The sequence below is a fragment of the Clostridium fungisolvens genome, assembly GCF_014193895.1.
GTDB classification, from domain to species: domain Bacteria; phylum Bacillota; class Clostridia; order Clostridiales; family Clostridiaceae; genus Clostridium_AR; species Clostridium_AR fungisolvens.
The window spans coordinates 609,668-631,702 of the sequence record NZ_BLZR01000001.1 but is presented as its reverse complement, the minus strand read 5'-3'; the positions used below and the strand labels follow the sequence as shown (position 1 = coordinate 631,702).

Annotated in this window: 17 protein-coding genes and 1 other annotated feature; of the genes, 5 read left to right on the top strand and 12 right to left on the bottom strand. The window is 31.1% G+C overall.

What is annotated here, in order from left to right; translation table 11 throughout:
• Positions 1–56: 56 nt before the first annotated feature.
• Together bsdtw1_RS02435 and bsdtw1_RS02430 are read right to left on the bottom strand one after the other, a co-directional pair.
• Positions 57–1,208, bottom strand: coding sequence for a pyridoxal-phosphate-dependent aminotransferase family protein (locus bsdtw1_RS02435; RefSeq protein WP_183276011.1), 1,152 nt, complete (start codon positions 1,206–1,208; stop codon positions 57–59).
• Between the two features lie 235 nt (positions 1,209–1,443).
• Positions 1,444–3,711, bottom strand: a complete 2,268-nt coding sequence (locus tag bsdtw1_RS02430; RefSeq protein ID WP_183276010.1) for a glycoside hydrolase family 127 protein — start codon at positions 3,709–3,711, stop codon at positions 1,444–1,446.
• Between the two features lie 222 nt (positions 3,712–3,933).
• On the opposite strand from bsdtw1_RS02430, the gene bsdtw1_RS02425 reads away from it, so the two are divergent.
• The gene (locus bsdtw1_RS02425) at positions 3,934–4,827 is read left to right on the top strand and encodes an AraC family transcriptional regulator (RefSeq protein ID WP_183276009.1); all 894 of its coding nucleotides are present in this window, start codon (positions 3,934–3,936) and stop codon (positions 4,825–4,827) included.
• Positions 4,828–4,916: 89 nt separating this feature from the next.
• On the opposite strand, the gene bsdtw1_RS02420 is transcribed toward bsdtw1_RS02425, so the two are convergent.
• From bsdtw1_RS02420 to bsdtw1_RS02375, 10 genes are all read right to left on the bottom strand, one after another.
• A complete protein-coding gene (locus tag bsdtw1_RS02420) occupies positions 4,917–5,477 on the bottom strand; it encodes a hypothetical protein (RefSeq protein ID WP_183276008.1) in 561 nt (186 codons plus the stop codon).
• 147 nt (positions 5,478–5,624) lie between these two features.
• A complete protein-coding gene (locus tag bsdtw1_RS02415; RefSeq protein WP_183276007.1) occupies positions 5,625–6,590 on the bottom strand; it encodes a polyprenyl synthetase family protein in 966 nt (321 codons plus the stop codon).
• Positions 6,591–6,594: 4 nt separating this feature from the next.
• Complete coding sequence (locus bsdtw1_RS02410; protein WP_183276006.1) at positions 6,595–7,125, bottom strand: Gx transporter family protein; 531 nt, start codon at positions 7,123–7,125, stop codon at positions 6,595–6,597.
• A gap of 10 nt (positions 7,126–7,135) precedes the next feature.
• Positions 7,136–7,516: a NusG domain II-containing protein gene (locus tag bsdtw1_RS02405; RefSeq protein ID WP_244638098.1), complete on the bottom strand. Its 381-nt coding sequence runs from the start codon at positions 7,514–7,516 to the stop codon at positions 7,136–7,138.
• Positions 7,517–7,540: 24 nt separating this feature from the next.
• Positions 7,541–9,433 carry an FAD-dependent oxidoreductase gene (locus tag bsdtw1_RS02400; RefSeq protein ID WP_183276005.1) on the bottom strand — a complete coding sequence of 631 codons (1,893 nt, stop codon included), beginning with the start codon at positions 9,431–9,433 and terminating at the stop codon, positions 7,541–7,543.
• Positions 9,434–9,720: 287 nt separating this feature from the next.
• Positions 9,721–10,659 carry a 1,4-dihydroxy-2-naphthoate polyprenyltransferase gene (locus bsdtw1_RS02395; RefSeq protein WP_183276004.1) on the bottom strand — a complete coding sequence of 313 codons (939 nt, stop codon included), beginning with the start codon at positions 10,657–10,659 and terminating at the stop codon, positions 9,721–9,723.
• A 73-nt stretch (positions 10,660–10,732) separates the two neighbouring features.
• Complete coding sequence (locus tag bsdtw1_RS02390; protein WP_183276003.1) at positions 10,733–11,779, bottom strand: FAD:protein FMN transferase; 1,047 nt, start codon at positions 11,777–11,779, stop codon at positions 10,733–10,735.
• 303 nt (positions 11,780–12,082) lie between these two features.
• Entirely contained in the window at positions 12,083–13,003 is a 921-nt protein-coding gene (locus bsdtw1_RS02385; protein WP_183276002.1) for an exonuclease domain-containing protein, read from the bottom strand.
• Between the two features lie 20 nt (positions 13,004–13,023).
• Complete coding sequence (locus bsdtw1_RS02380; protein ID WP_183276001.1) at positions 13,024–14,001, bottom strand: tRNA dihydrouridine synthase; 978 nt, start codon at positions 13,999–14,001, stop codon at positions 13,024–13,026.
• Between the two features lie 218 nt (positions 14,002–14,219).
• On the bottom strand, positions 14,220–16,268 hold the full coding sequence (locus bsdtw1_RS02375) for a methyl-accepting chemotaxis protein (RefSeq protein ID WP_244638097.1): 2,049 nt from the start codon (positions 16,266–16,268) through the stop codon (positions 14,220–14,222).
• Between the two features lie 690 nt (positions 16,269–16,958).
• Between bsdtw1_RS02375 and bsdtw1_RS02370 the strand changes: the two genes are divergently transcribed.
• The 4 genes from bsdtw1_RS02370 (at position 16,959) to bsdtw1_RS02355 (ending at position 21,991) form a co-directional block, all read left to right on the top strand.
• Positions 16,959–18,797, top strand: coding sequence for a sensor histidine kinase (locus tag bsdtw1_RS02370; protein WP_244638096.1), 1,839 nt, complete (start codon positions 16,959–16,961; stop codon positions 18,795–18,797).
• Between the two features lie 16 nt (positions 18,798–18,813).
• A complete protein-coding gene (locus tag bsdtw1_RS02365; RefSeq protein ID WP_183276000.1) occupies positions 18,814–19,287 on the top strand; it encodes a hypothetical protein in 474 nt (157 codons plus the stop codon).
• Positions 19,288–19,453: 166 nt separating this feature from the next.
• Positions 19,454–19,716 (top strand) — a binding site (T-box leader).
• A gap of 109 nt (positions 19,717–19,825) precedes the next feature.
• Complete coding sequence (gene asnB, locus bsdtw1_RS02360; protein ID WP_183275999.1) at positions 19,826–21,415, top strand: asparagine synthase B; 1,590 nt, start codon at positions 19,826–19,828, stop codon at positions 21,413–21,415.
• 330 nt (positions 21,416–21,745) lie between these two features.
• Complete coding sequence (locus bsdtw1_RS02355; protein ID WP_183275998.1) at positions 21,746–21,991, top strand: DUF3243 domain-containing protein; 246 nt, start codon at positions 21,746–21,748, stop codon at positions 21,989–21,991.
• Positions 21,992–22,035: the final 44 nt, after the last annotated feature.

The following is a 22,035-nucleotide window of genomic DNA, read 5'->3' as shown; positions in this document are numbered from 1 at the left end:
TCATTAAAGCATCGGATAGCTAAACATTTAATTTAAGCTGTTGCTTTAACATCACGCTATTTAATACTATCTAAGCATTTATTAAATAGCCCCACTAAATTCTTTTCGCTATTAAACCCTAAATCTTTTAGTCCTTTATCTATTACATTTAATGCATAAATTATCTTATCTTCGCGAGCATTTTCTCCCATATGACCTATTCTTAGAATTTCATTATCATATGGTTTCAATGACGTAATTATTAAAGTGTTATATTTCTTTAACATGTGCTCTTTAAGCTGTAATGCACCTATACTTTCTGGAACTTTAACAGCAGTAACTGTATTAGAATATCCACCTCTTAAAAATAATTCAAGCCCATATTCCTTTATAGCTTCTCTAGTTGCTTGAGCAATCTTCTCATGTCTATCAAGTACCTCTTGAACGCCTTCATTTAAGATATTGTCTGCAGCTTTACTTAAACCCATGATATCGCTTATTGGCATCGTATATGGAAACCACTTATTTTCATAATAGTTTTCCCAAATAGTCAGATTACAGTAAAATCCTACTATAGGAGTTTTTCTGTTTTTCATTGCAGCTTTAGCTTTTTCACTGATACTCACCATAGTTAATCCTGCTGGAGCAGAAAATGCTTTTTGTGATCCTCCTAAAGCTATATCAATCTTCCAATCATCAACTTTTATATTTTCTCCAGCCATCGCTGAAACAGAATCAACAACAGTTAAAATCCCATACTCATTTAATATTGGGCATATCTTAGATAAATCATTTAAAACACCAGTTGGCGTATCACAATGTACTATTGTTGCATACTTGAAGTTATGATCTTTTTGTAAAAATTCCTTTAACTTGTTTGCATCTATAGCTTTGTTATAATCGTCCGAAAAGTATACGGCCTCTCCCCCATACATTTCAACGAAGTCTTTAAAGCCTCTTCCATAAATACCGTTATCTAATACAAGGACTCTATCACCTGATTCAGTAAGAGACGCACATGCTGCTTCTAGACCTAAAATCCCTTCCCCACTCAATATGTATACTGGATTTTCAGTTTTTATTATCTTACCTATCTTATCGCAAGTATTTTTATAGAATTCTATAAATTGTTCATCTACATCAGGATTAGTAGTTGCTCTAGCTCTTTCCAATCTCACATTCTCTCTTACACTAGTAGGTCCTGGTGCATATACAAATTTATCATTCATTGCCTATACCTCCTCTTTTATAGATATACCAGTTCGATCCTAAATTTATTTTTGAAACTCTGACGGGTTCTGGTGAGAGAATTTAAAAATATAAATCTTAATACGAAGCGGTACATCCATAGTTCACTATTTAATATTAATAAGATACCATATAAAATAAAAAAAGCAAATTGTACCGACACAATTTGCTTTTATATATCAACTAATCAATCAAGTATTTTATAAAGCTGTTAATCTAATTTTTATTTACAATCCTTAATTCAAATACTCTTCCGGCAATTTTTTCTTTATCTGCTGCAAATTTCACTTCAACTTTATATTTTCCTTTAGTTATATTCTTAGGAATGGTATAGAACTTAGTAAATAGACTTGTAGGTTCACTAGCATTTAACAATTCTTCTGCTACTAAGATTCCATCTACATAAATGATAAATTCTCTGGTGTATCTTTTGCCATCAATGAAGCATTCTTTATCTTCTCCATAATAAGTTACTGCTAAGTTTGCTTCATTAGAAGATTCTACTTTCATCTCATAGCTGAAATAACCGCCATCAATAGCTTCACGCCAGCCTTTTCCGACTTCACTAGAATAGTCTGAGTTTGAACTCTCAGATTTCATCCCGTGCTCTATTTCAGACTGTTGTTCGTTTGGATTAACTGAATCTATAGTTACCTTATCCATAGTTTCTTCAAAATCTGCCTTGGTTAATTTAGCTTGTTTATATTCCTCAGGAGTCATAGTTGTCCAATAGATAGTATATCTTTGATGATGAAGATCATAAAAAGGTATTAGTTTAATTTTTTTATGCCCTGGCTCACATATAGCTTCAGTTTCAAAAGTCAGTGGACTTACATAAGCATGCTTAACACACTCTTCAACTCTATCTGTTACTAATGTGGGAACCGCAATCCCTGGATAATGGTTTAATTTTAAGTGGTCATCTAAAATATCAGTTTCTGGAAAGTTTTCCTTACCAAGAGCTCCTGCAAGCACTAATGGCCCATACATAAATACAATTTTGTGCGAATCATCCTTTGAAGTATAAACATGTACATTCATTGGTAAGGATATATCTATTTCATCACCTTTTTTCCAATTTCTTTCTATAGCTATATATCCATTATGTGATTTTGAATGTTCTTCACTTCCATTTACAACAACCTTAACTTCACCATTTACCCAATACGGTACTCTTATATTTACAATCATTAATTCTTCATCTGCTTCTTCAAATACTAGCTTAGTTCTGTCTTCTTCTGGAAACATTGTTTCCTGTCTTAGCACTATTCTTTTATCCTGTAATTGAAGTTTTGAAGCAATGAAAAGATTAACAAACAAATTATTCTTCTCTCTATAATATATGTTTCTTATATACCTTGCTGGGTTCTCCATACCAGTTCCCGTACAACACCAAAAGGAATCCTCTGGAGAGCAGTAAATTTTAAAATGTCCTGGCTTTGTTGATACAAAATAAGTTTTCATACCTGATTCTGGATCTTGAGATGCAAGTATTTGATTGTATAACGCATTCTCATAATAGTCAATATAATCACTATTCTGTTCCCAAGCATATAAATGTTCTGTAAGTTTTAACATATTGTAGGTATTGCAAGTTTCAGCAGTAGTTACCCCTAATCTTTCTACATTTGGTTTACCAAAATGCTCATCTATACTATTTCCCCCAATGGCATAGGTACGACTCTTAGTTACAAGATTCCAAAAGTATTTTGCAGCATCTTTATACTTTTCATCCCTTGTTAACTCATAGAGCCTTGAGGCACCAATTACTTTAGGAATCTGGGTGTTAGCATGCTTTCCTTCCAATTGATCCTGATCTTCTGTTAGAGGCACTAATGTTTCTTTATGATAGAATCTTTTTGAAAGTTCTAGATAATCTTTATTTTTAGTAATCTCATAAAGATTCGCCATAGCTTCACACATTCCACCATGCTCACAGTATAACATTCTGTCAAATTGTTCTTCTGTTAGATTATCTGTTCCCTTTTTAGCCCAATCAGAAAGCTTCTTAACAACTTCAAGTGCCTGATTATTTTCAGTGAGAACATAAGCATCTATAAGACCAGCAAAAATCTTATGAATGCTATACCAAGGAACCCAGCTATCACCAAGCTCAAACCTTGTAACATTAAACTCCCCACTAAAAACTTTATTAAAGCAATCCTTTGCAAATCCGCTAACGTATCCTTCTTCATCTAGGCTTTGAAGATATGCAAGTTCCGATACCGCATACTTAAGCTTATCATTTAATCTTTCATCCCTATCCGCAACATACATTGCTGCCAAAGCAGACAAAAAGTGTCCTAATGAGTGTCCACTTATTGGCTTTGCCTCCCAGCCACCATAGTTGGGCTTCTTAGGTGTTTTTCCTATAGCCACATAACACGGTGCCAAAAGTCTATCAACATCTAAGTATAAAAGATATTCCTTTCCTTTATTTTGAGAAGTTTTAAATATACCATCTAATAATTGTACTTTTTCCATAAATCTCTTAATCCCCCCTTAAAAAATCGATAATACACCTTCCCTTAGTACTGTGTTCTCTCCTGACTTTTCTGGAAATAGAAGAACAAGTATTTACTTAAAAATAAAAAGTGTATTATATTAGTTTTACTCATCCAAACATATCTTGTACAATATTACTATGACAGAATATTAAACCGTTGTCGGTAGATTATATTAACAAAAGGTGGCGAATATTGACTAATGAGATATCTTAAAGCAGATATTAGTTCTCCTTTAATTTTTTCAAATTGCGGAAACTTTACCTCTGATTATAGATGGCTACATATGGAGAGAATTATTGATAATTATGAGCTTATTATAATGAACAAAGGTACTATGTATATACAGCAAGATGACGAAAAATATGAACTAAAGGAAGGAGACCTTTTATTGCTAGAGCCTGAGCGTAAACATAAGGGGTATGATTACTCTGATAAAGGAACATCCTTCTATTGGCTTCACTTTTTTTGCAATGATTCTTGTAAAATTCAAAACGCTTTTGATGCTAGATCTGAAGTAGCCATTGCTAACAGCAATCCGTATTTTAACGGTTTGAATTCAAGCATATTAATCCCTACTATATGTAAAAACTTAAATCTAGATAGGATAAACGTTTTATTCAGACAACTACTTCACCTATCACAATCAGCTTATTATACTAAGCATAGTGTGAACTACAGCCTCACAGCTCTTTTAATAGAGATTACTGAACAAGTTATATTAAATTTTAATTCTTCTGTTGAGAAACCAAATGAGGATGATATCTTGCCAGAAATGTTACAGTGGATAAAGATTCATATGACTCAAAACATATCCTTGAGAAATGTATCTCATGAATTTAATTTTTCAAAAGAGTACCTAGCCCGTTATTTTAAGAAAAGAATGGGGATGAGTATGCAGCAATATATAAATTACCTTAGAATATCTAAAGCAAAACAATTACTATGCAATTCAAATTTAAGTACAAAGGAAATCGCTCATGAACTAGGCTTTATAGATGACAAATACTTTCTTAAGTTGTTTAAAAAACATGAAAACTTAACTCCTAAACAATTTAAAAATGCTTATAATATGACTTTTATAAATAATGTGTAAATAAAGTAAAAGTAAAAAAACGGTTAATCTATCGATTAACCGTTTTCTCTTTATAAGTTAGCAATCTTTAATTATTAAAGATTATATAATTACTTCTTTACTTCTTGCTTACCAGTTACTTTTGAAGTAGCATCCATCTTGAATCCAGCTTTAGCAGCATCGTCTTTGAAGTAGATGTTTCCATCAACTGTAGCATCAACTAATTGGAAATCATTAGTTTCAACATATACATCACCCTTGAAAGTTCCGTGTTGGATACTAGCTACTGGGCTCTTTATAGTTATTTTTGGAGCTGTTAATGTAAATCTAGCTGTTACTTTGTGGTTAGCATCTTGAGTGTAAAGAGCTATCTTTCTTTGTAAAGTTTCTTTACCAGCAGCATCTTTTTTACCATTCTTGTATTCACCTTCTAATACTAGGTCCTTGTTTACTGTCATATCCTTTGTAATAGCGATTATCCATTTTCCATCTTTTCCTATTGTTTTAGCAAAAACATCTGCATTGTCTGTTACTGATGCTGATGCTACTGCATCAGTAGTTGCAGTTTTTGCTGGTTCTGTTGTTTTAGTTGTTGTAGCTTCCTTAGAACCACATCCAGCTAATAGTGCTGCTGCCATAACAGTTGATAATAGTATTGCTTTGATTTTCATAAAAAAATCCCCCTTAAATTGTTTTTAAATTTATTATAATATAATGGATAAAAAGACGTTAACACATCACAATTATCCTTATATCTATAAACAATAAATACTTTTTAAAAAATTAAATCCACCTAATTAATCATTTACAATCTTTATCTAATAAAATCTTACTAATAACTTTTCTGTTGTCTTTAATAAGATATTTTTATTTTCACCTTCTGGTAGAGTATTGATTAAATTAAAAGCTTTATTAGTGTATCTTTCTGCTAATGCCCTAGATTTTTCGATTCCTCCAAAGCTCTTCACTATATCGGCAATCTCCTTAATATCCTTATCCTCAAGAGATTCCTTATCAAGAATTGAGGATAAATTAGAATTTTTCTTCTCTAGTACATATATTAGAGGTAAAGTATAAAGACCTTGTTTTATATCAGTCCCTATTGACTTACCAACTACTTCCTCACTACCAGTATAATCTAAAATATCATCGATTATTTGAAATGCCATACCTATATTATGTCCGATGTTAGAAAGCTTTCTAGCTAATCTTTCATCACATCCACTTGCAGCAGCACCACTATAGAAACTTAATGAAAATAGTTCTGCAGTCTTTGAAGATATTCTTTTTAAGTATCTTTTTACTGACACTTGTTTATTATATTTTGAAGAGAATTGTTCTATTTCTCCCATACAGATTCTAGACATAACATTTGAATCTGCTTTAATATTTTTTAAAGTAGAATGCTCAGATAAAATTTTAAAGCATCTACAGAATAAAAAGTCCCCTATATACACCGCATAATCTTTACCATATTTAGATTGAACAGTTTCAGTTCCTCTTCTAAGTTTGGAGTCATCTACTATATCATCATGAACTAAAGTAGCCATATGTAACATCTCAAGTACAGCCGCCAGAGGATAAATCTCATCTTCCTTAAACTCACCAAATCTTGCAGCAATAATTAAGAATGCTGGCCTAAGCAGTTTACCACCTGAATTTACTAGTTCTAATATTGCATTCTCAACAAGCTTTTCTTTACACTTAATATTCTTTTTTATTATTTTAATGACTTCTTCTAAATCATTATTCACAACTGGATATTCACTCCAAAATTTATCCATGTAATCACCCTTTATCGTCAAATAGTTTAGTAGTTGCGTTTAGCTTATTTAGATGGTTTAAAGTATATCTAGAAGTTAACCCAACAAAAAAGCCTGTACCGATTCCTGCTATTGTTAAAACGGGAAGATATAAACTTATATTTACATTTTGAACTATCAATGCAGCCATAGTAATTTGACCAATGTTATGAAAAACTGATCCTGCAGCACTAACACCTACTAAAGTCACATTATCTTTACCTATTCTCTTTATAATTACCATTATAATAAAGCTGAATAATGCCCCAGCAATACTATATAATAGACTAGATATACTCCCTCCAAACATAGATGCTAGCAGTAATCTAACTATAATAACTACGAGAGTTTCAATTTCACCAAAGGAATACAGTGATACAACAGTCACAATATTAGCCAAGCCAAGTTTCGCTCCTGGAGTTATAAAGGGTACTGGTATCATGCCCTCAACAATATGAAGCACCAGTGCCTGAGCTATAAGCAATGATAAGAATACCATCTTTCGAGTTTTTATCATTTAAACCACCTCAAAAGGATTGTTCATCCGTCTCCTGTTCTCCTTCACCTATTACCCTCACAACTACCTTATGCGGTAAACATATTATAGATTCACCAGGTTTGCTGATAGCATGAGCTTTTACACATATTTTGTCATAACAGTCTGCATCAATGACCTTCACTTGTCCATTATTTATTTCAACAACATTTTCCCCTAGTTCATTCTTTAGTGTAAAGGTTACTTTCTCAGAATCTTTTTTCAGAGGAAGTTTTTTAAATAACTTCCCCTGTGAATATACCTCTACATACAGACTGTCATGCTTATTTAAATTTGTAACAAGCATCACACCTTCAGGAATGAATGAGATTATAATTAGTGCAACTATTATGATTACATCCCATTTTTTCATTATTACCTCTTTTCATCACCTTTTTTAAAGTTTAGCTGAGGTTCCATTGCTGTATACTGAAGTTTCATCTTTATATAATGGCTTTTGTTTTCCAAGCCAGAAGTTTCCTAAAATCTTACCTAACCAAGGCATCACATAGTAGTCAAGTCCAACTGATTTTCCTGCACCAGCCATAAGAGCTATACCACCAAAGAAGAACCAAAGTATATCATATCCAGCCATTGCTGATAAAACAAAGTTAACAGTTAAGAAGGCTGAAGCTGCACTTGCAAGCCAAGTAAATAATCCAGCTAAAAGGCATAACCCTATAGCAAGTTCTGTACAAACAACAATTCTTTGGAACCAAATAGCTACGTCTGGGTTTGGTATCATAATCTTCATAATAGCTTTAAAAAATCCTGGCATACTGCTTAGTATAGGAGTAACTTGAGTAGTTGCTCCTTCTGTTGTAGCCGAAGCACTTGCAGTACCATCTAATAACCAGTCAAAAGGTAACTTAATATTTCCACTTCTAAACCAGCTGTCTGGTCCAAGTCCAGAAGTTATTTTTCCAAAGCCTGAAGCATTTGCCCAAGTTTGTTCACCGATTAACTTCTTCAATGCCTCAAGTACCCACATTGAACCTATATATAATCTTAAAGGAATTAACCAAAATGACGGAGATTTAGCTGATGCATGGCCTCCTAATATTGAACGTCTTTCCTTAATATCAAAGAATTCATGGAATAAGTATCTGAATATTAAATAAAATCCACCAACACCAAATAAATAGTGTAGATTTACTACATGTTTCATCGCTGTAGCAAGGAATCCTGTTAATTTCATTCCACCTACATCTGCAACTGCATAACGACCACCAATCGAAACCATGAAACCATGATAATTTGATTTAAATGCTTTTTTCTCTTTATTTTCAATATCAGCTATGATATTATGTGATACGGTTTCAGCTGTTTGAAGAGCTGCCTCAACTATTTGAGGTAATGGCTTTGAATTTTCTTCTAAGAAGGCTGCATCACCTACAACATAAACATTTTCTTTATCAAGTGATTGCATAAATTCGTTAGTGCTTACTCTTCCTCTATTGTTTAGAGTTAGTCCAAATTCTTTAGCAAAAGAATTTCCCTGTACTCCACAAGTCCAAATTAATGTTCTTGTTGAAATCTTTCTTCCATCCTTAAGGCTTACTTCTTCTGGAGTAACTTCTGTGATAGCAGAATTCTTCAATATTTCAACCTTATGTTTAAGCATGTAGTTTTCTGCTTTTAATGCCATTTTGTCATCTAATATGTTAAGGATACTTCCTAATGCTTCTATAACCATTAGTTTAACATCATTTATATCTACATTATATTCCTTACAAAGTTTCTTTTTCCACTCCATAAGTTCCCCAAGCATCTCAATACCAGTAAACCCAGCACCTGCAACAGCAAAAGTAAGCATAGCTTGTCTTTTTTGAGCATTTCTTTCTCTACTAGCAAGCTTGAACATCTCCTCAATGTGATGTCTTATCTTAAGAGCATCATTTAGTGACCAAAGAGAGAATCCGTTTTCCTTAACTCCTGGTATTCCAAAATAAGCTGGCTCACTTCCTGTACCTAAGATCAAATAATCATATTTATATTCACTAAATTCTGTAGTTAAAACTTGTTTATTAACATCTACAGCTGTTACCTCTTCAGTGATAATATTAACCTTAGTCTTGTAAAATATCTTTCTTAAATCAACTTGTACTGAATCAGGCTCTACTCTTCCCCCAGCTACCTCATGTAGTTCTGTCATTAGTGTATGAATTGGATTTCTGTCAATTAGTGTGATTTCTACATCGTTATTTTTTTTGTATTTCTTACTTAAAATTTTTGCAGCTTGTACACCGCCATAACCTGCTCCTAAAATTACAATATTCTTTTTTGACACCACTTACCACCCCGTATTCTTTATTTTTCACTCACCAAAACTCCACAATAATCAATATATGTTAACAAACCCCACAGAAAAGGTTTTCAAACTAGAGCCCCGCTGAGCTTATATTGCCTCAAGGATTAATTTAAATAATTTATATTAAAATCTTTTATTAATAAAAAATTTTTATTTCTACTCATAATTAATTATATTTTATCATAGAATCAGTTTTACAAACATTTTTTCACGCTTTTTCACATTATTTCACACTTTTTTCATATTTTCTTCACATTTTTTTCATATTATTTTGATATCATTACTATGATTATCATTATAATAGTTTGTGAACCATTTATCAATAAAAAATTTTTAACCGAAATGACAAAGTTTTCATTTTTTATAGGTCTTTGTTCGAACAGTTTAATATTTTTATTTACTTTAATTAATGTTACAAGCATAATCAATGAAGCTAATGGAATCACCTTTACTGCTACAAGCAACACTATATCTACGTATCCAATATAATATAATAGCTTAAAAAGCTTTAAAGCCATCGGCCTTCCTATATAATATGGTAGAGTAAATCTATTATTTTGAATATCCTCTTCTACATCACAAATATTATTGGCAAGCATTATATTTGCTATTCCTCCTATAGCAGGTATAGCAAACAAAAATATACATGCAATCTCCAACAGATTGATGCCAACACTTAGAATATTGTTTTTATATGTAAATGATATTATATTAGTGTCAAAAATATGAATATACACTGACAAGAATATAATTACAAACCCCATAAAAAATCCCGAGAATACTTCTCCTAAGGGCATTCTTGAAATCGGAATAGGACCAAAAGTATAAAATACCCCTACTATAAACGAAATAATCCCTATTAATAAAACTATAACATTTGTATTTAATGTAAGAATAATTCCTGCTGTAGTTGCTATTACTAATAATGTAAAGATTATCAATAATACCTTTGACTTATTTGCTCCGTATTTAGTAAGTAAGCTATTATTTCCAGAGCTATTTTTTGCTTTTGTATGATCTATGTAATTATTAATTGCAGTAGTAGCCATATCAAAGCAAATCAATGAAATAAACATTATTATAAAATTCTTTAAGTTAAAGCTTTTATATCTATAAATAGCAAAAGCTGAACCTAAAGAAAATGGGATCATGCTTGCTAGTTTGGTTTTTACTTCCACTAACTCAAAAAAATTACTGATTGACAAATTTATCACTCATTTCATCGCAATTGTATTTCACAAATTTAAAAAATTGTTTAGTATAAATAATAAAAGCTAATTAATTTGCCAACTTAAAATCAGGACTTAGCTCTTCTATTTTGGTATCCCACTTTGAGGATTTATATATCTTAAAATCTGTAGTTACAGCCATACAGGAGATTCCTTCTATACTATCAATAATCTTCATTCCCTTATCCACACCACTCACAAAAGTAACCTTTGTAAGAATGTCAGCAAGCATATTACAATCAGGTATATTACTGTCAATACGTATCGTATCACTCATAACCCCTGCATCTGCTGGATACCCAGTAAATGGATCTAGTATATGGTGATAGCGCTTACCATCCTTTATAAAAAATCTCTGATAATCTCCAGAGGTAGAAAGTGCGCCTTGATTTAGTTTAACAATGCCAATATTTCCTTCATTTTTTTCTTTCCTTGGGTTCTGAATCGCAACAGACCATAAGGTTTTATCTGGTTTTACTCCAAGTGTATATATGGAACTACCACCAAGATTTATAATAGCGCTATTGACACCATACTTTTTAAAAACCTTTACTATTTCATCTGCTGTAAATCCTTTAGCAACGCCTCCAAGATCTATAGCCATACCAGCTTTCATAAGCTTAACACTATTGTCTGACTCATTAATACTAATATTTTTATAACCTACAAGTGCTAATTTATCCTTAATTTCAGAATCTGCTGGAACTCTCTCTTCATCAGTACCAATTCCCCACAGTTTTATAAGTGGGCTTACAGTTATATCAAAAGCTCCATTGCTGATCTTAGAATACTCAATTGAAGTTTTTATAATCTTAACAATCTCAGGATGCACCTTGACATATTCTTTACCTGCAGCTTCATTAATTTTATTTACATCACTGGTCTCTATTGAGCTGCTTGCTATCTTTTCGATTTCATCTACTCTTTTAAAAGCTTCATCTATTGCTTTGCTAGCATTAGGACCATAAGCGGTTAAATGCATAATAGTGTCCATTTTAGTAGCATATTTATCAACTTTTTCATCTTTTTTTGAACAAGAAACCATTGGTATTATTAAAAGCAGACTCAAACCAATAGCTAATATCTTTTTTATCATCTGTTGTCCTCCAAAAACATATTGACATCAGTATTGCTACTGAAACTAGTGTTACATCATGAACAATATATAAAATCACATCACTATATAAACCTTTATTACGTACTATTGTATTAAAAGTTTATCTACTTTAATTATGTAACAAGAAACATATTAACGCAAGTACTTATTACAAAATTGTTAATTTTTTATCTTTATTTAATTATATCATAAAAATATCCAAAAAAAACACCAATATCTAATTATCAGTGTTTTATTTTCCATAATTTATTATCTTTTATAGATGTAACAACTTTCATTTAATTATCTCAGCTTTAAAAATTCTTCTTCATTTAAAAACTTTATATCCTGTCCTTTTGCATTTAAGTCTATTGCCTTTTTTAGCTTAATACTCATTTCTTCTCTACGTAAATCTTTTATATCTTTCATATTAGTAACTAATATTGTTGTCTTTCTAGTAACCGAGCTTCCAGCGGTTCCTCCAAGTCTTTTAACTAATCTCATAGCTTCATCTCTAGACAAAGAAGTTAATTTCCCGGTAAATACTACCTGTTCATTTCTAAATAAATCATTATCTAACTTTTCAAATTTATTCTCAATCTTAGGTTCATACATCCTATTAGAAGTTCTAAAAACTTTTGTTTTAGTTGATGAAGGACTATATCCATTGCTATCTACAGTTCCAATTGTTACCCCTATTAATTTAGATATTTCATTAATATCTTTGCAACCTAACTCTTTCGATATATTGAGCAGTATATTACTACATGCAAGAGCATCATATAGTGCATCATGGTGCTTAAACTCATATCCTAAAAAATTATTAACTGTATTTAGTCTTGCATTTTCGATTCCTTTATAAAAGTTTCTAGCAAGTTTCATAGTGCATATGTATTTAAAACTTGGAAGTTCTATATCATAAAGCTCTGCACTGTTTCTCAAAACCGATATATCAAAAGACGCATTATGAGCTATTACTAAACTTTCATTAAAATAATGCTTTATTTTTTGCCATACCTTATCAAACTCTGGTTCGTTCTCAACCATACTTGGCCTTATCCCATGAATTCCAATATTAATTGGCATAAACCTGATTTCTTTAGGCCTTATTAAATGATGTATTTTTTCTACAACATGCCCATTTTTAACAACTACAATACCTATTGAACATGGACTATTTCTCTTTTCATTTGCAGTTTCAAAATCTATAGCTATAAAATTCATTTTTTATCAATTTGATCTTTTTATAATACTCTTTGATCTTGATTATAAAATAATCCCGCTCCTTCTATAATCTCTTGCTCTTCGAACAAACTTTGGACAGCTTCATTATAGTCATTTAACTTTTCTGATTTTCTTATTCTTTTAATATACTTTTTATTATCAGAGAATATATGGCACATATACCCCCATAGTTCTTTCATTCTAAATATCGCATTTCTATCTTCATTAAATAACTCTATATATTGCTTAAAAATTTCATCATGAAAATCTTTCAATACTTTTTTATCTGTCTTAGTTTGGTTTGTTATCAAATCCATTAACCCTGGATTAGCTAGTATACCTCTTCCAAGCATTACTGTTTTCACTTCTGGAAAAGCTTCTGTTATACTATTGTAGTCATCAACAGTAAAAATATCTCCGTTATAGCATAATGGATTAGTACTTGAAGCCAAAGCATCCTTAAAGACCTCTAGATTAGGCTTATTGCCATAAAAATCCTTTTGCGTTCTCGGATGAATAATTAATTCTTCTATAGGATATTTATTGTAGATTTTTATTAACTCATAAAATTCTTCCGGACTATCCTTTCCTATTCTAGTTTTTATAGAGATTTTCACATCATCCATTTTGTATATTTCACTTAAAAATATATCAAGTTCTTCTCTTATAGCTAAAAATCCTGATCCCCTGTTTTTTTTCACCACTGTTCCAGCAGGACATCCTAAATTTAAATTAACTTCATTATACCCTAACTGTTGTAGTTTTTTAGTAGTATTAATGAAAGCTTCTGAATCATTAGTAAGTATTTGAGGAACTATGTTCATTCCTTTATTATTTTCAGGTAATACATCCCTTAATTCTCTAGTTTTAAGACTTAACCCCTTATTTGCAACGATAAATGGTGTAAAATATTTATCTATATTATGAAAGAACTTTTCATAAGTATTTCTATATATGTATCCAGTGATACCTTCCATTGGTGCTAAGTAGTATTTCATTTTATAACTCCTCATATAAATATTATATTTATTTTGTTACGATTATTAAGTTTATAATATCGTGCTTTATAAGTCTTTTATATTATAAATTAAAAAAGTCACTAAAGCGACTATATTGACAATTTTTTATCCACTTTTTAAGATTTACTATACAGTAAAAATCCACGATATTTCTATCGTGGATTTTTTGTAGAAAGCAAGCACTATTAATCTATTAATTAAACTTGAAACTTTTCTATAAGCTTCTCCAATGCTTGAGCTAGATTATAAAGCTCATCTGCTTGCGCTTTTACGTTTTGCATATCATTTAATTGGTTAGATACGCTAGCGTTAACTTCTTCTGCAGCAGCTGCCGACTGCTCAGATACGAAGGAGATGTTATGTATATTTGAAGTAAGTATGCCACTGTTAGTTAACATTAATTCTATACTTTGATTCATTGATGTGATTTTTTCTATTATACTCTCAATGGATTCACTTAAACTAACAAAACTTTGCTCAGTAGTAGACATTGCAGAATTTTGTTTTTCTACATCAGCTTTAATATTATCCATACTAACAGCAGCTGTTTTAGTAGTATCTATAACTCTAGTTATTATGTTTCTTATATTTACAGCAGATTCACCAGATTGTTCTGCAAGCATTCTAACTTCTTCAGCAACTACAGCAAATCCTTTTCCTGATTCCCCTGCTCTTGCGGCTTCTATAGCAGCATTTAAAGCTAGTAAGTTAGTTTGAGATGCAATATTTAGTATTGTACTCAATATCTGACCAATATCTTCAGTTTCCTTAACTAAAACTCCGATACTTTCAGATATATGAGAAACTCCGTTTATAGTGCTTTCATTTTTTGCTTTTAGCTCCTTAAACGCAACCATTGTCTTTTCACTACTAGATTCCATCTCTTTACTTTCTATGTTTATCTTATTATTATAATCTTTAATTTTAGATAGATTGTTGTTAAACTCTGTTGCAATCTCAGATGCTTTATCTACTTCATAAGCTTGTTCTTGAACACCTTTTGAAATTTCATCTATAACTCTCGCTATTTCTTCTGAAGAAGATGTAACCTCCTCTGCTCGCTTAGTAAGATCTTCCGAAAAACTTAGTACATTATCAGCGGAACTTTTCACTGACATTACTAGATTTTTAACACTACTAATCATATTAGAAAATCTACCGCCTAATTCACCAAGTTCATCAGAACTATTTATGCTAGTTACTACAGTTAAATCACCTGCTTCACCTTTTTTCATAGCCTCTTTCAAATGATTAATCGGCCTTGTTAAACTCTTAGAAATCCATAATCCAACCATCAAAGCAGCTAAAATAAATAGCACAAAGAATCCACCCAATATTAGTACATTAGAAAGTACTTTTGAATATACTTCACTTGTGTCCATCATACCCAGCAGCTTCCAACCAGACTTCTCATTACTTATATAATATATAAATTTATTTGTTCCATTAAACTTAACTTGAACAAAATTTGACTTACCTTCTAATAATGGTTTCACCCAAGACATCTCATTTTTATCACTAAAAGCATCTTCTACTTTCTGATCTTTAGTATCTGCATTTGTATTCACTCTATCAGGATTTAAGTTTTTTCCTAACAAGTCTTTATTCTGAGTGGCTAACACTATTCCTGTTCTATCCAATAGCAATATCTCACCTGTTTTTTCAATTTTAGTGCTCTTAAACAATACCGCTATATTAGTTATATCAATATCTATTCCAGCGACCCCTACAGCTTTCCCCGAATCATCTACTATCTTTTTTGTAGCTGTCACCACAATCTTACCGGTTGCCACATCCTTATAAGCATCCTGCCAAAGTATCATATCATTTGACATTGTATCCTTATACCAAGATTTTTCCGTGGGATTGTACCCTTCTGGAAGCTTTGTTTCAGGGAATATATACATTCCTTTATCTTCGGTTGCAACATAAGCATTTAGAATTTTAGGATTGCTATTAATTACTCCTGTAAGCTCTTTTTTCACTAAAGCTCCACCAGGATTTGACAGAGCAGCCTTTACTACAGAGTCTTCTGTAATTTGGGATAACGTCGCTTCATAGCCGTTATAGCTTTCGTCTATAACATTATTTACACCGGTCACCGATTTTTCTATGGAGCTAACATAAGAAGCTTTAAGATTATTATAAAGTATAACATTAGAAATAATACCGGTAGTACACATAGGCACTAATATTATTAATATAAAGGTTAGTATAAGTTTTTTCTTGATAGTTTTAATTTTCATCTCATTTACCTCCGTAAGATTATATGTATAGATAAACCAGTTCCAAATAAAACATATAGTTAATAACTCTATTACCACTATTAGTTAACATAAGTACCTGTTAGTTTTATTTAGATAGAACTGGATTATCTATTCCGCTGAATTGATAAACTACTTCATAATGAAATTTGTATCTTTAGATCTTCTCACTAGAATCCGTGAGAGTCTTAAAAATAGTTTTTTGATTGAAGCAATAAACCTTTATAGAGTTCCTAGCTTAGCTATTAATTTATACATGTCCAAAAATTTTAAGACGCAGTGATTTTCGAATAAGTATAAATTAAATTTCCATACACGAACCCCATAGTATTATCGAGGAAAATTCGACAAACTAAAGAATTAAATAACATTTTAGGTTAGTTAAATAAAAAAAACCCCAGAAATTTCTTTCTAAGGTTTTCTATAGTTATCCCAAAATGTGACTTTTAAGAGCAAATTGATACTACTATCTATTAATTACTTAAATCCTGTCCATTAGTAGAAATAACTTTCTTATACCAATAGAAGGAATCTTTACGATAACGATCCAAGATTTTTAAATTAAATTATCTATTCTTCTATATAAGCCCTATATTGACTTCATTTTACAGCCTTCGTATAATTATTTTAAGACATCTATTTTAAGGATAGTTTTAGAAATTAGGAGATAAAATGTTTAACGATAAGAACAGTACAAGCAATGATATGATTGAACTTATTACAGTAATAAAATTAGGTTCTTTTGGTTTCATATTGATGATAATTATAAATCAGATTTTACAATATGATAATACTCAACCATTAATTATCTTCAATAAACAATTCTATTTATTAATGTTCTTTATCATCATATTGTTAATTTCTATTTATATATTATGGTCTCAATTCTATTTTAAAATATGGAAATTAAAAAAACTTAAAAGAATTCAAATCATAGAAGGATATGTTTTTTTATTAGTATCATCAATTCTAATTGTATTTTCAAAGTCATATGATAGCGATTATAAATACTTATTAATCTTTGGAGTCATCACTGTAACTTTAGAATTAGGTAAAAAGCAAGGAATAATTATGGCTTCAGTGTCCTCTTTTACTTTACTAGCAATTGACTTGATTTTCGCTCCTCATCTGACTGTGAATATATATTTCGAAAACGATTTGACATATACTTCTAGTTTTTTTGTTGTAGCATGGGTGTTAGGACAATATGTCCAAATCGAAAGAGAAAGAAGGGAAGCATTAGAGCAACAATTAAGCGAACAATTGAAAGAACATGAAAACATTATGGAAATGCTCTCCAAAGATGACACTCTTAGCAATCTATTAATCGAAAACTCTCCTGATGCAATCTTTATTCAATCTAAGGATTGTCTCATTTATGCTAATGAAAATGCTTTAGAACTATTAGGATATTATTCATTGGAAGAATTACAAGATAAAAGTATTCTTGACTTTGAAGTATCTGATGATATAAAAAAATTAGAACTAATGTATTCATCCTTATATAAAAACCAGAGAGATAAAGTTTCATTTGAAGATACCATTGTAAACACAAATGGTGAGGCAGTTACAGTTCAAAATACATCTACATATTACTTATTTAAGGGGCAGCCCTCTATCCTCACTGTAATGAGAGATATTCGTCCCGTAGTCATAGCAAATAAGCTCAGAAAAGATGTAATAAAAAATATAGAAAAGCTAAATGAAACCATAGAAGAAAATAAACTAGTAACAGAATTTTTTTCTAATATATCTCACGAACTAAAAACACCTTTAAATATTATATTCTCATCGCTTCAAATGCTTGATCTCTATAACAATAGTTTTGATGCTGATATAATTGTAAAGAAAAAAAACTATATTTTAGCTATGAAGCAAAACAGCTATAGGCTACTTAGATTAATAAATAATCTTTTAGATATAACAAAGTATGATTCAGGTTACATTACACTTCATATGAAAAATGAGAACATAGTCAGTTATGTAGAAGATATTACTATGTCAATTTTAATCTATGCAGAAAATAAAGGAGTTGAAATCATCTTCGATACGGATATTGAGGAGAAAATAATTGCTTTTGATATAGAAAAAATAGAAAGAATAATCCTAAATTTACTTTCAAATGCTTTAAAGTTTACCGATCGTGGAGGAAGTATCTATGTAACCATAAGTTCTGATGAAAATAATGTTATCATTTCTGTAAAAGATACTGGAATAGGGATACCTGCTGATAAAAAAGAACAAATATTTGAGAGATTTTCACAAGTGGATAAGTCTTTTAGGCGAAATAATGAGGGCACTGGTATAGGTCTATCTATCGTCAAATCCTTCGTAAAGCTTCACGGAGGAAATATAAAACTCAATAGTGAGCTTGGAAAAGGAAGCGAGTTTATTATAGCCCTTCCAGCAATTCAAACAGAAGAAACTGATTGTGAAGCGAGTGAAATTCGAAGCAATATACAAGAGAGAATTAACCTAGAACTATCAGACATATACTCAACAATAAACTAAAGATTAGGAGAAAATCATGCTTAAAGTAACTTTAATTGAATCTATACTAAGAGGTTTACCTGAAACCATTTTGTTCGTTTGGGCCATATATTTACTTACTCAGACACCAATGAAATATTCAAAAATAATACTGACTGCTTCCATAAGTACTTTTATAACTTTTATAATAAGGTTATTGCCAATTAATTTAGGCATAAACTCTATTTTATCACTTGCTCTACTCATTTATTTAAATATAAAAATAAATAAAATACCTATTAAGCAATCCATATCCACAACAATTTTAGTAATTATTATAGAGTATATCGCTGAAATGCTTAATATTGTTATGTTGCAATTATTAAAATTTGATATAGTAAAGCTTTTTCAAAATCCAGTGAATAAGGTATTATATGCATTGCCTTCCCTTGTTTTACTAGTAATAATCGTCCTTATAGTTCACAATATAAAAACAAAATACTGGTCACTCAAGTCTAATAAAATTGTGTAATTAAGTTTAAAAACCATACTATTTTCAAAGCTTCACAAAGATTTAAAACTTGTGCAATATCTAAAAAGTGATTTTTATTTTTAAAAATATTTCATAAACCTATTGACTGATTATAAAATCCGAAGTAAAATGAAATAAATTCAAAGTTAAGTTTCAAACAATTAAAATAAAAGCCTTGATGGGAAGAGTAGTTATTATGAGGTAGTCAAAGCGAATCAGTGGTGGTGAGAGACTGATACGAAGCAAATAATGAAGAACATCCCGGAGCTTCCAAACGAAATTTTTTTAAAGAGTAGTCTTGGACGGAGCCAAACCGTTACAGTGTGGACAGTATCGAATTTATTTATTTTTCAATTCCGTACTGATTAAGGAGAGCTTTTTAAGCTAATTTAGGTGGTACCGCGGAAGTATAAGTCTTTCGTCCTATTATATAGGATGAAGGGCTTTTTTTATTTACAATTTATAAAGAATAATTATATTTTATTATAATCAAAATCGCATGGACGATTTTAATATCTAATTGGGGAGGACTATTAATATGTGTACAATTATGTGTTATACAGGAAATGATATGAAACACGAAAAATTTGCTGAGGCATTACAAAGAACTGAGCTTAGAGGACCAGATATGACTGAAATCCTTACTCTACCATCTGGTATCTTAGGTTTTCAGAGACTTGCAATCATGGATTTAAGTTTTAGCGGAATGCAGCCATTCACAAGAAAAACAGATGCATCTATCTGCAATGGTGAAATATACGGCTTCCGTAAGCTTAAAGAGGATTTAATAGCTAAAGGACATAAGTTTATCTCTGATAGTGATTGTGAGATATTGCTTCCAATGTATTTAGAGTATGGACTAGATATGTTTTCAATGTTAGATGCAGAATATGCTTGCGTTATCTACGATGGAGAAAAGGACACTTTCATTGCAGCAAGAGATCCAATCGGAATCAGACCTTTATTCTACGGATATTCGCAGTCAGGTAAAATAATGTTTGCAAGTGAAGCAAAAAACTTAGTTGGTCTTACACACAAGATTATGCCATTCCCACCAGGACATTATTATGCTGACGGTAAATTCACATGCTACTGCGATATTGCAGAAGTAGAAGGTGAATACTGCAAGGATGACTTAGAAGTTATTTGTAGTAACATTCATGACAAATTAGTAGCTGCTATAGAAAAACGTATGGATGCTGATGCTCCTGTAGGTTTCTTATTAAGTGGTGGTTTAGATAGTTCATTAGTATGTTCAATTGCTCAAAAAATGTATCCAGACAAACCAATTAGAACTTTTGCAATAGGTATGACTGAAGATGCAATAGACTTAAAGTATGCTCAAGAAGTTGCAGATTACATTCATAGTGATCATACTGTTGTTTATATGACAAAAGAAGAAGTTCTTGAATCCTTTGAGTACGTTATTAAACTTCTTGGAACTTATGATATTACTACAATAAGAGCAAGTATTGGAATGTATCTAATCTGCAAGAAAATACATGAGATTTCTGATGTTAGAGTTCTTTTAACTGGTGAAATTTCCGACGAATTATTTGGATATAAGTACACTGATTTTGCTCCAAATGCAGCAGAATTCCAAAAAGAATCTCAAAAGAGAATTAGAGAACTATTTATGTATGACGTACTTCGTGCAGACCGTTGTATCGCCTCAAACTCTTTAGAAGCAAGAGTACCTTTTGGTGATTTGGACTTCGTAAAATATGTTATGGCTATTGATCCTGAAAAGAAATTAAACACATACAACATGGGTAAATACCTTTTAAGACATGCCTTCGAAGGTGATTATCTTCCAAACAGCATCTTATACCGTGAAAAAGCAGCTTTTAGTGATGCTGTAGGACATTCAATGGTAGACTATTTGAAAGAATATGCAGAAGCATATTATACTGATAACGAATTTGAAAAACTATGTGAAAAATATAAATATCACGCTAAACCATTCACAAAGGAATCCTTATTATACAGAGAAATGTTTGAAAAATACTATCCTGGCCAAGCAGAAATGATTGAAGATTTCTGGATGCCAAACAAGGAATGGGAAGGTTGTGCCGTTAACGATCCTAGTGCTAGAGTATTATCAAACTATGGTGACAGTGGTAAATAATTTATAGATTCTAATAACCGTCTGTAGAATATCTTCAGACGGTTATTTTTTTAATCTTTTTAGTCCCCTATCTTAACCTCCAACGTTCTAATAAACATATATTTGATAATCTTATTTCTATTTTTATATAACAGAATTATCTCTTAGTTTTATTAGGTAAAAGTAGCTTATCTATAAATGTCCCCCTTCGATCCGAAATCTATTTTTAAAACTCTCGCGGCTTTTGGTGAGAGAATTCAAAAATATAAATTTTAATACGAAGTTGTGCATCCATATACATATAATTAAAACATTATGGAAAGCTACATATAAAAAGTTAGGAGTGATAACATGGCAATCTTAGAAGATTGGACTGAATGGAAAAACACTTTAGGCAATGCCGTTGAATTAGGAGAAAATATTGGTATGTCCGATAACACAATAACTAATATTGCTGAAAAAGTAGGTACATTTTTAGCTAATAATGTTGACCCTAGAAATCCAGAAGAAAGATTACTTAAAGAGATGTGGGATGCCTCAGACATCAATGATAAAAATGTTCTTGCTAAACTAATTGTAAGAATAACTGCTAAATAGCTTATTAACAAAACCGTAATGGGAAATCCATTACGGTTTTATTA

Bases quoted from the DNA above. Each gene is read 5' to 3' on its own strand.
- bsdtw1_RS02435 (WP_183276011.1), bottom strand. From the start codon at position 1,208: ATGAATGATAAATTTGTATATGCACCAGGACCTACTAGTGTAAGAGAG.
- bsdtw1_RS02430 (WP_183276010.1), bottom strand. From the start codon at position 3,711: ATGGAAAAAGTACAATTATTAGATGGTATATTTAAAACTTCTCAAAAT.
- bsdtw1_RS02425 (WP_183276009.1), top strand. From the start codon at position 3,934: ATGAGATATCTTAAAGCAGATATTAGTTCTCCTTTAATTTTTTCAAAT.
- bsdtw1_RS02420 (WP_183276008.1), bottom strand. From the start codon at position 5,477: ATGAAAATCAAAGCAATACTATTATCAACTGTTATGGCAGCAGCACTA.
- bsdtw1_RS02415 (WP_183276007.1), bottom strand. From the start codon at position 6,590: ATGGATAAATTTTGGAGTGAATATCCAGTTGTGAATAATGATTTAGAA.
- bsdtw1_RS02410 (WP_183276006.1), bottom strand. From the start codon at position 7,125: ATGATAAAAACTCGAAAGATGGTATTCTTATCATTGCTTATAGCTCAG.
- bsdtw1_RS02405 (WP_244638098.1), bottom strand. From the start codon at position 7,516: ATGAAAAAATGGGATGTAATCATAATAGTTGCACTAATTATAATCTCA.
- bsdtw1_RS02390 (WP_183276003.1), bottom strand. From the start codon at position 11,779: ATGATAAAAAAGATATTAGCTATTGGTTTGAGTCTGCTTTTAATAATA.
- bsdtw1_RS02385 (WP_183276002.1), bottom strand. From the start codon at position 13,003: ATGAATTTTATAGCTATAGATTTTGAAACTGCAAATGAAAAGAGAAAT.
- bsdtw1_RS02380 (WP_183276001.1), bottom strand. From the start codon at position 14,001: ATGAAATACTACTTAGCACCAATGGAAGGTATCACTGGATACATATAT.
- bsdtw1_RS02375 (WP_244638097.1), bottom strand. From the start codon at position 16,268: ATGAAAATTAAAACTATCAAGAAAAAACTTATACTAACCTTTATATTA.
- bsdtw1_RS02370 (WP_244638096.1), top strand. From the start codon at position 16,959: ATGTTTAACGATAAGAACAGTACAAGCAATGATATGATTGAACTTATT.
- bsdtw1_RS02365 (WP_183276000.1), top strand. From the start codon at position 18,814: ATGCTTAAAGTAACTTTAATTGAATCTATACTAAGAGGTTTACCTGAA.
- asnB (WP_183275999.1), top strand. From the start codon at position 19,826: ATGTGTACAATTATGTGTTATACAGGAAATGATATGAAACACGAAAAA.
- bsdtw1_RS02355 (WP_183275998.1), top strand. From the start codon at position 21,746: ATGGCAATCTTAGAAGATTGGACTGAATGGAAAAACACTTTAGGCAAT.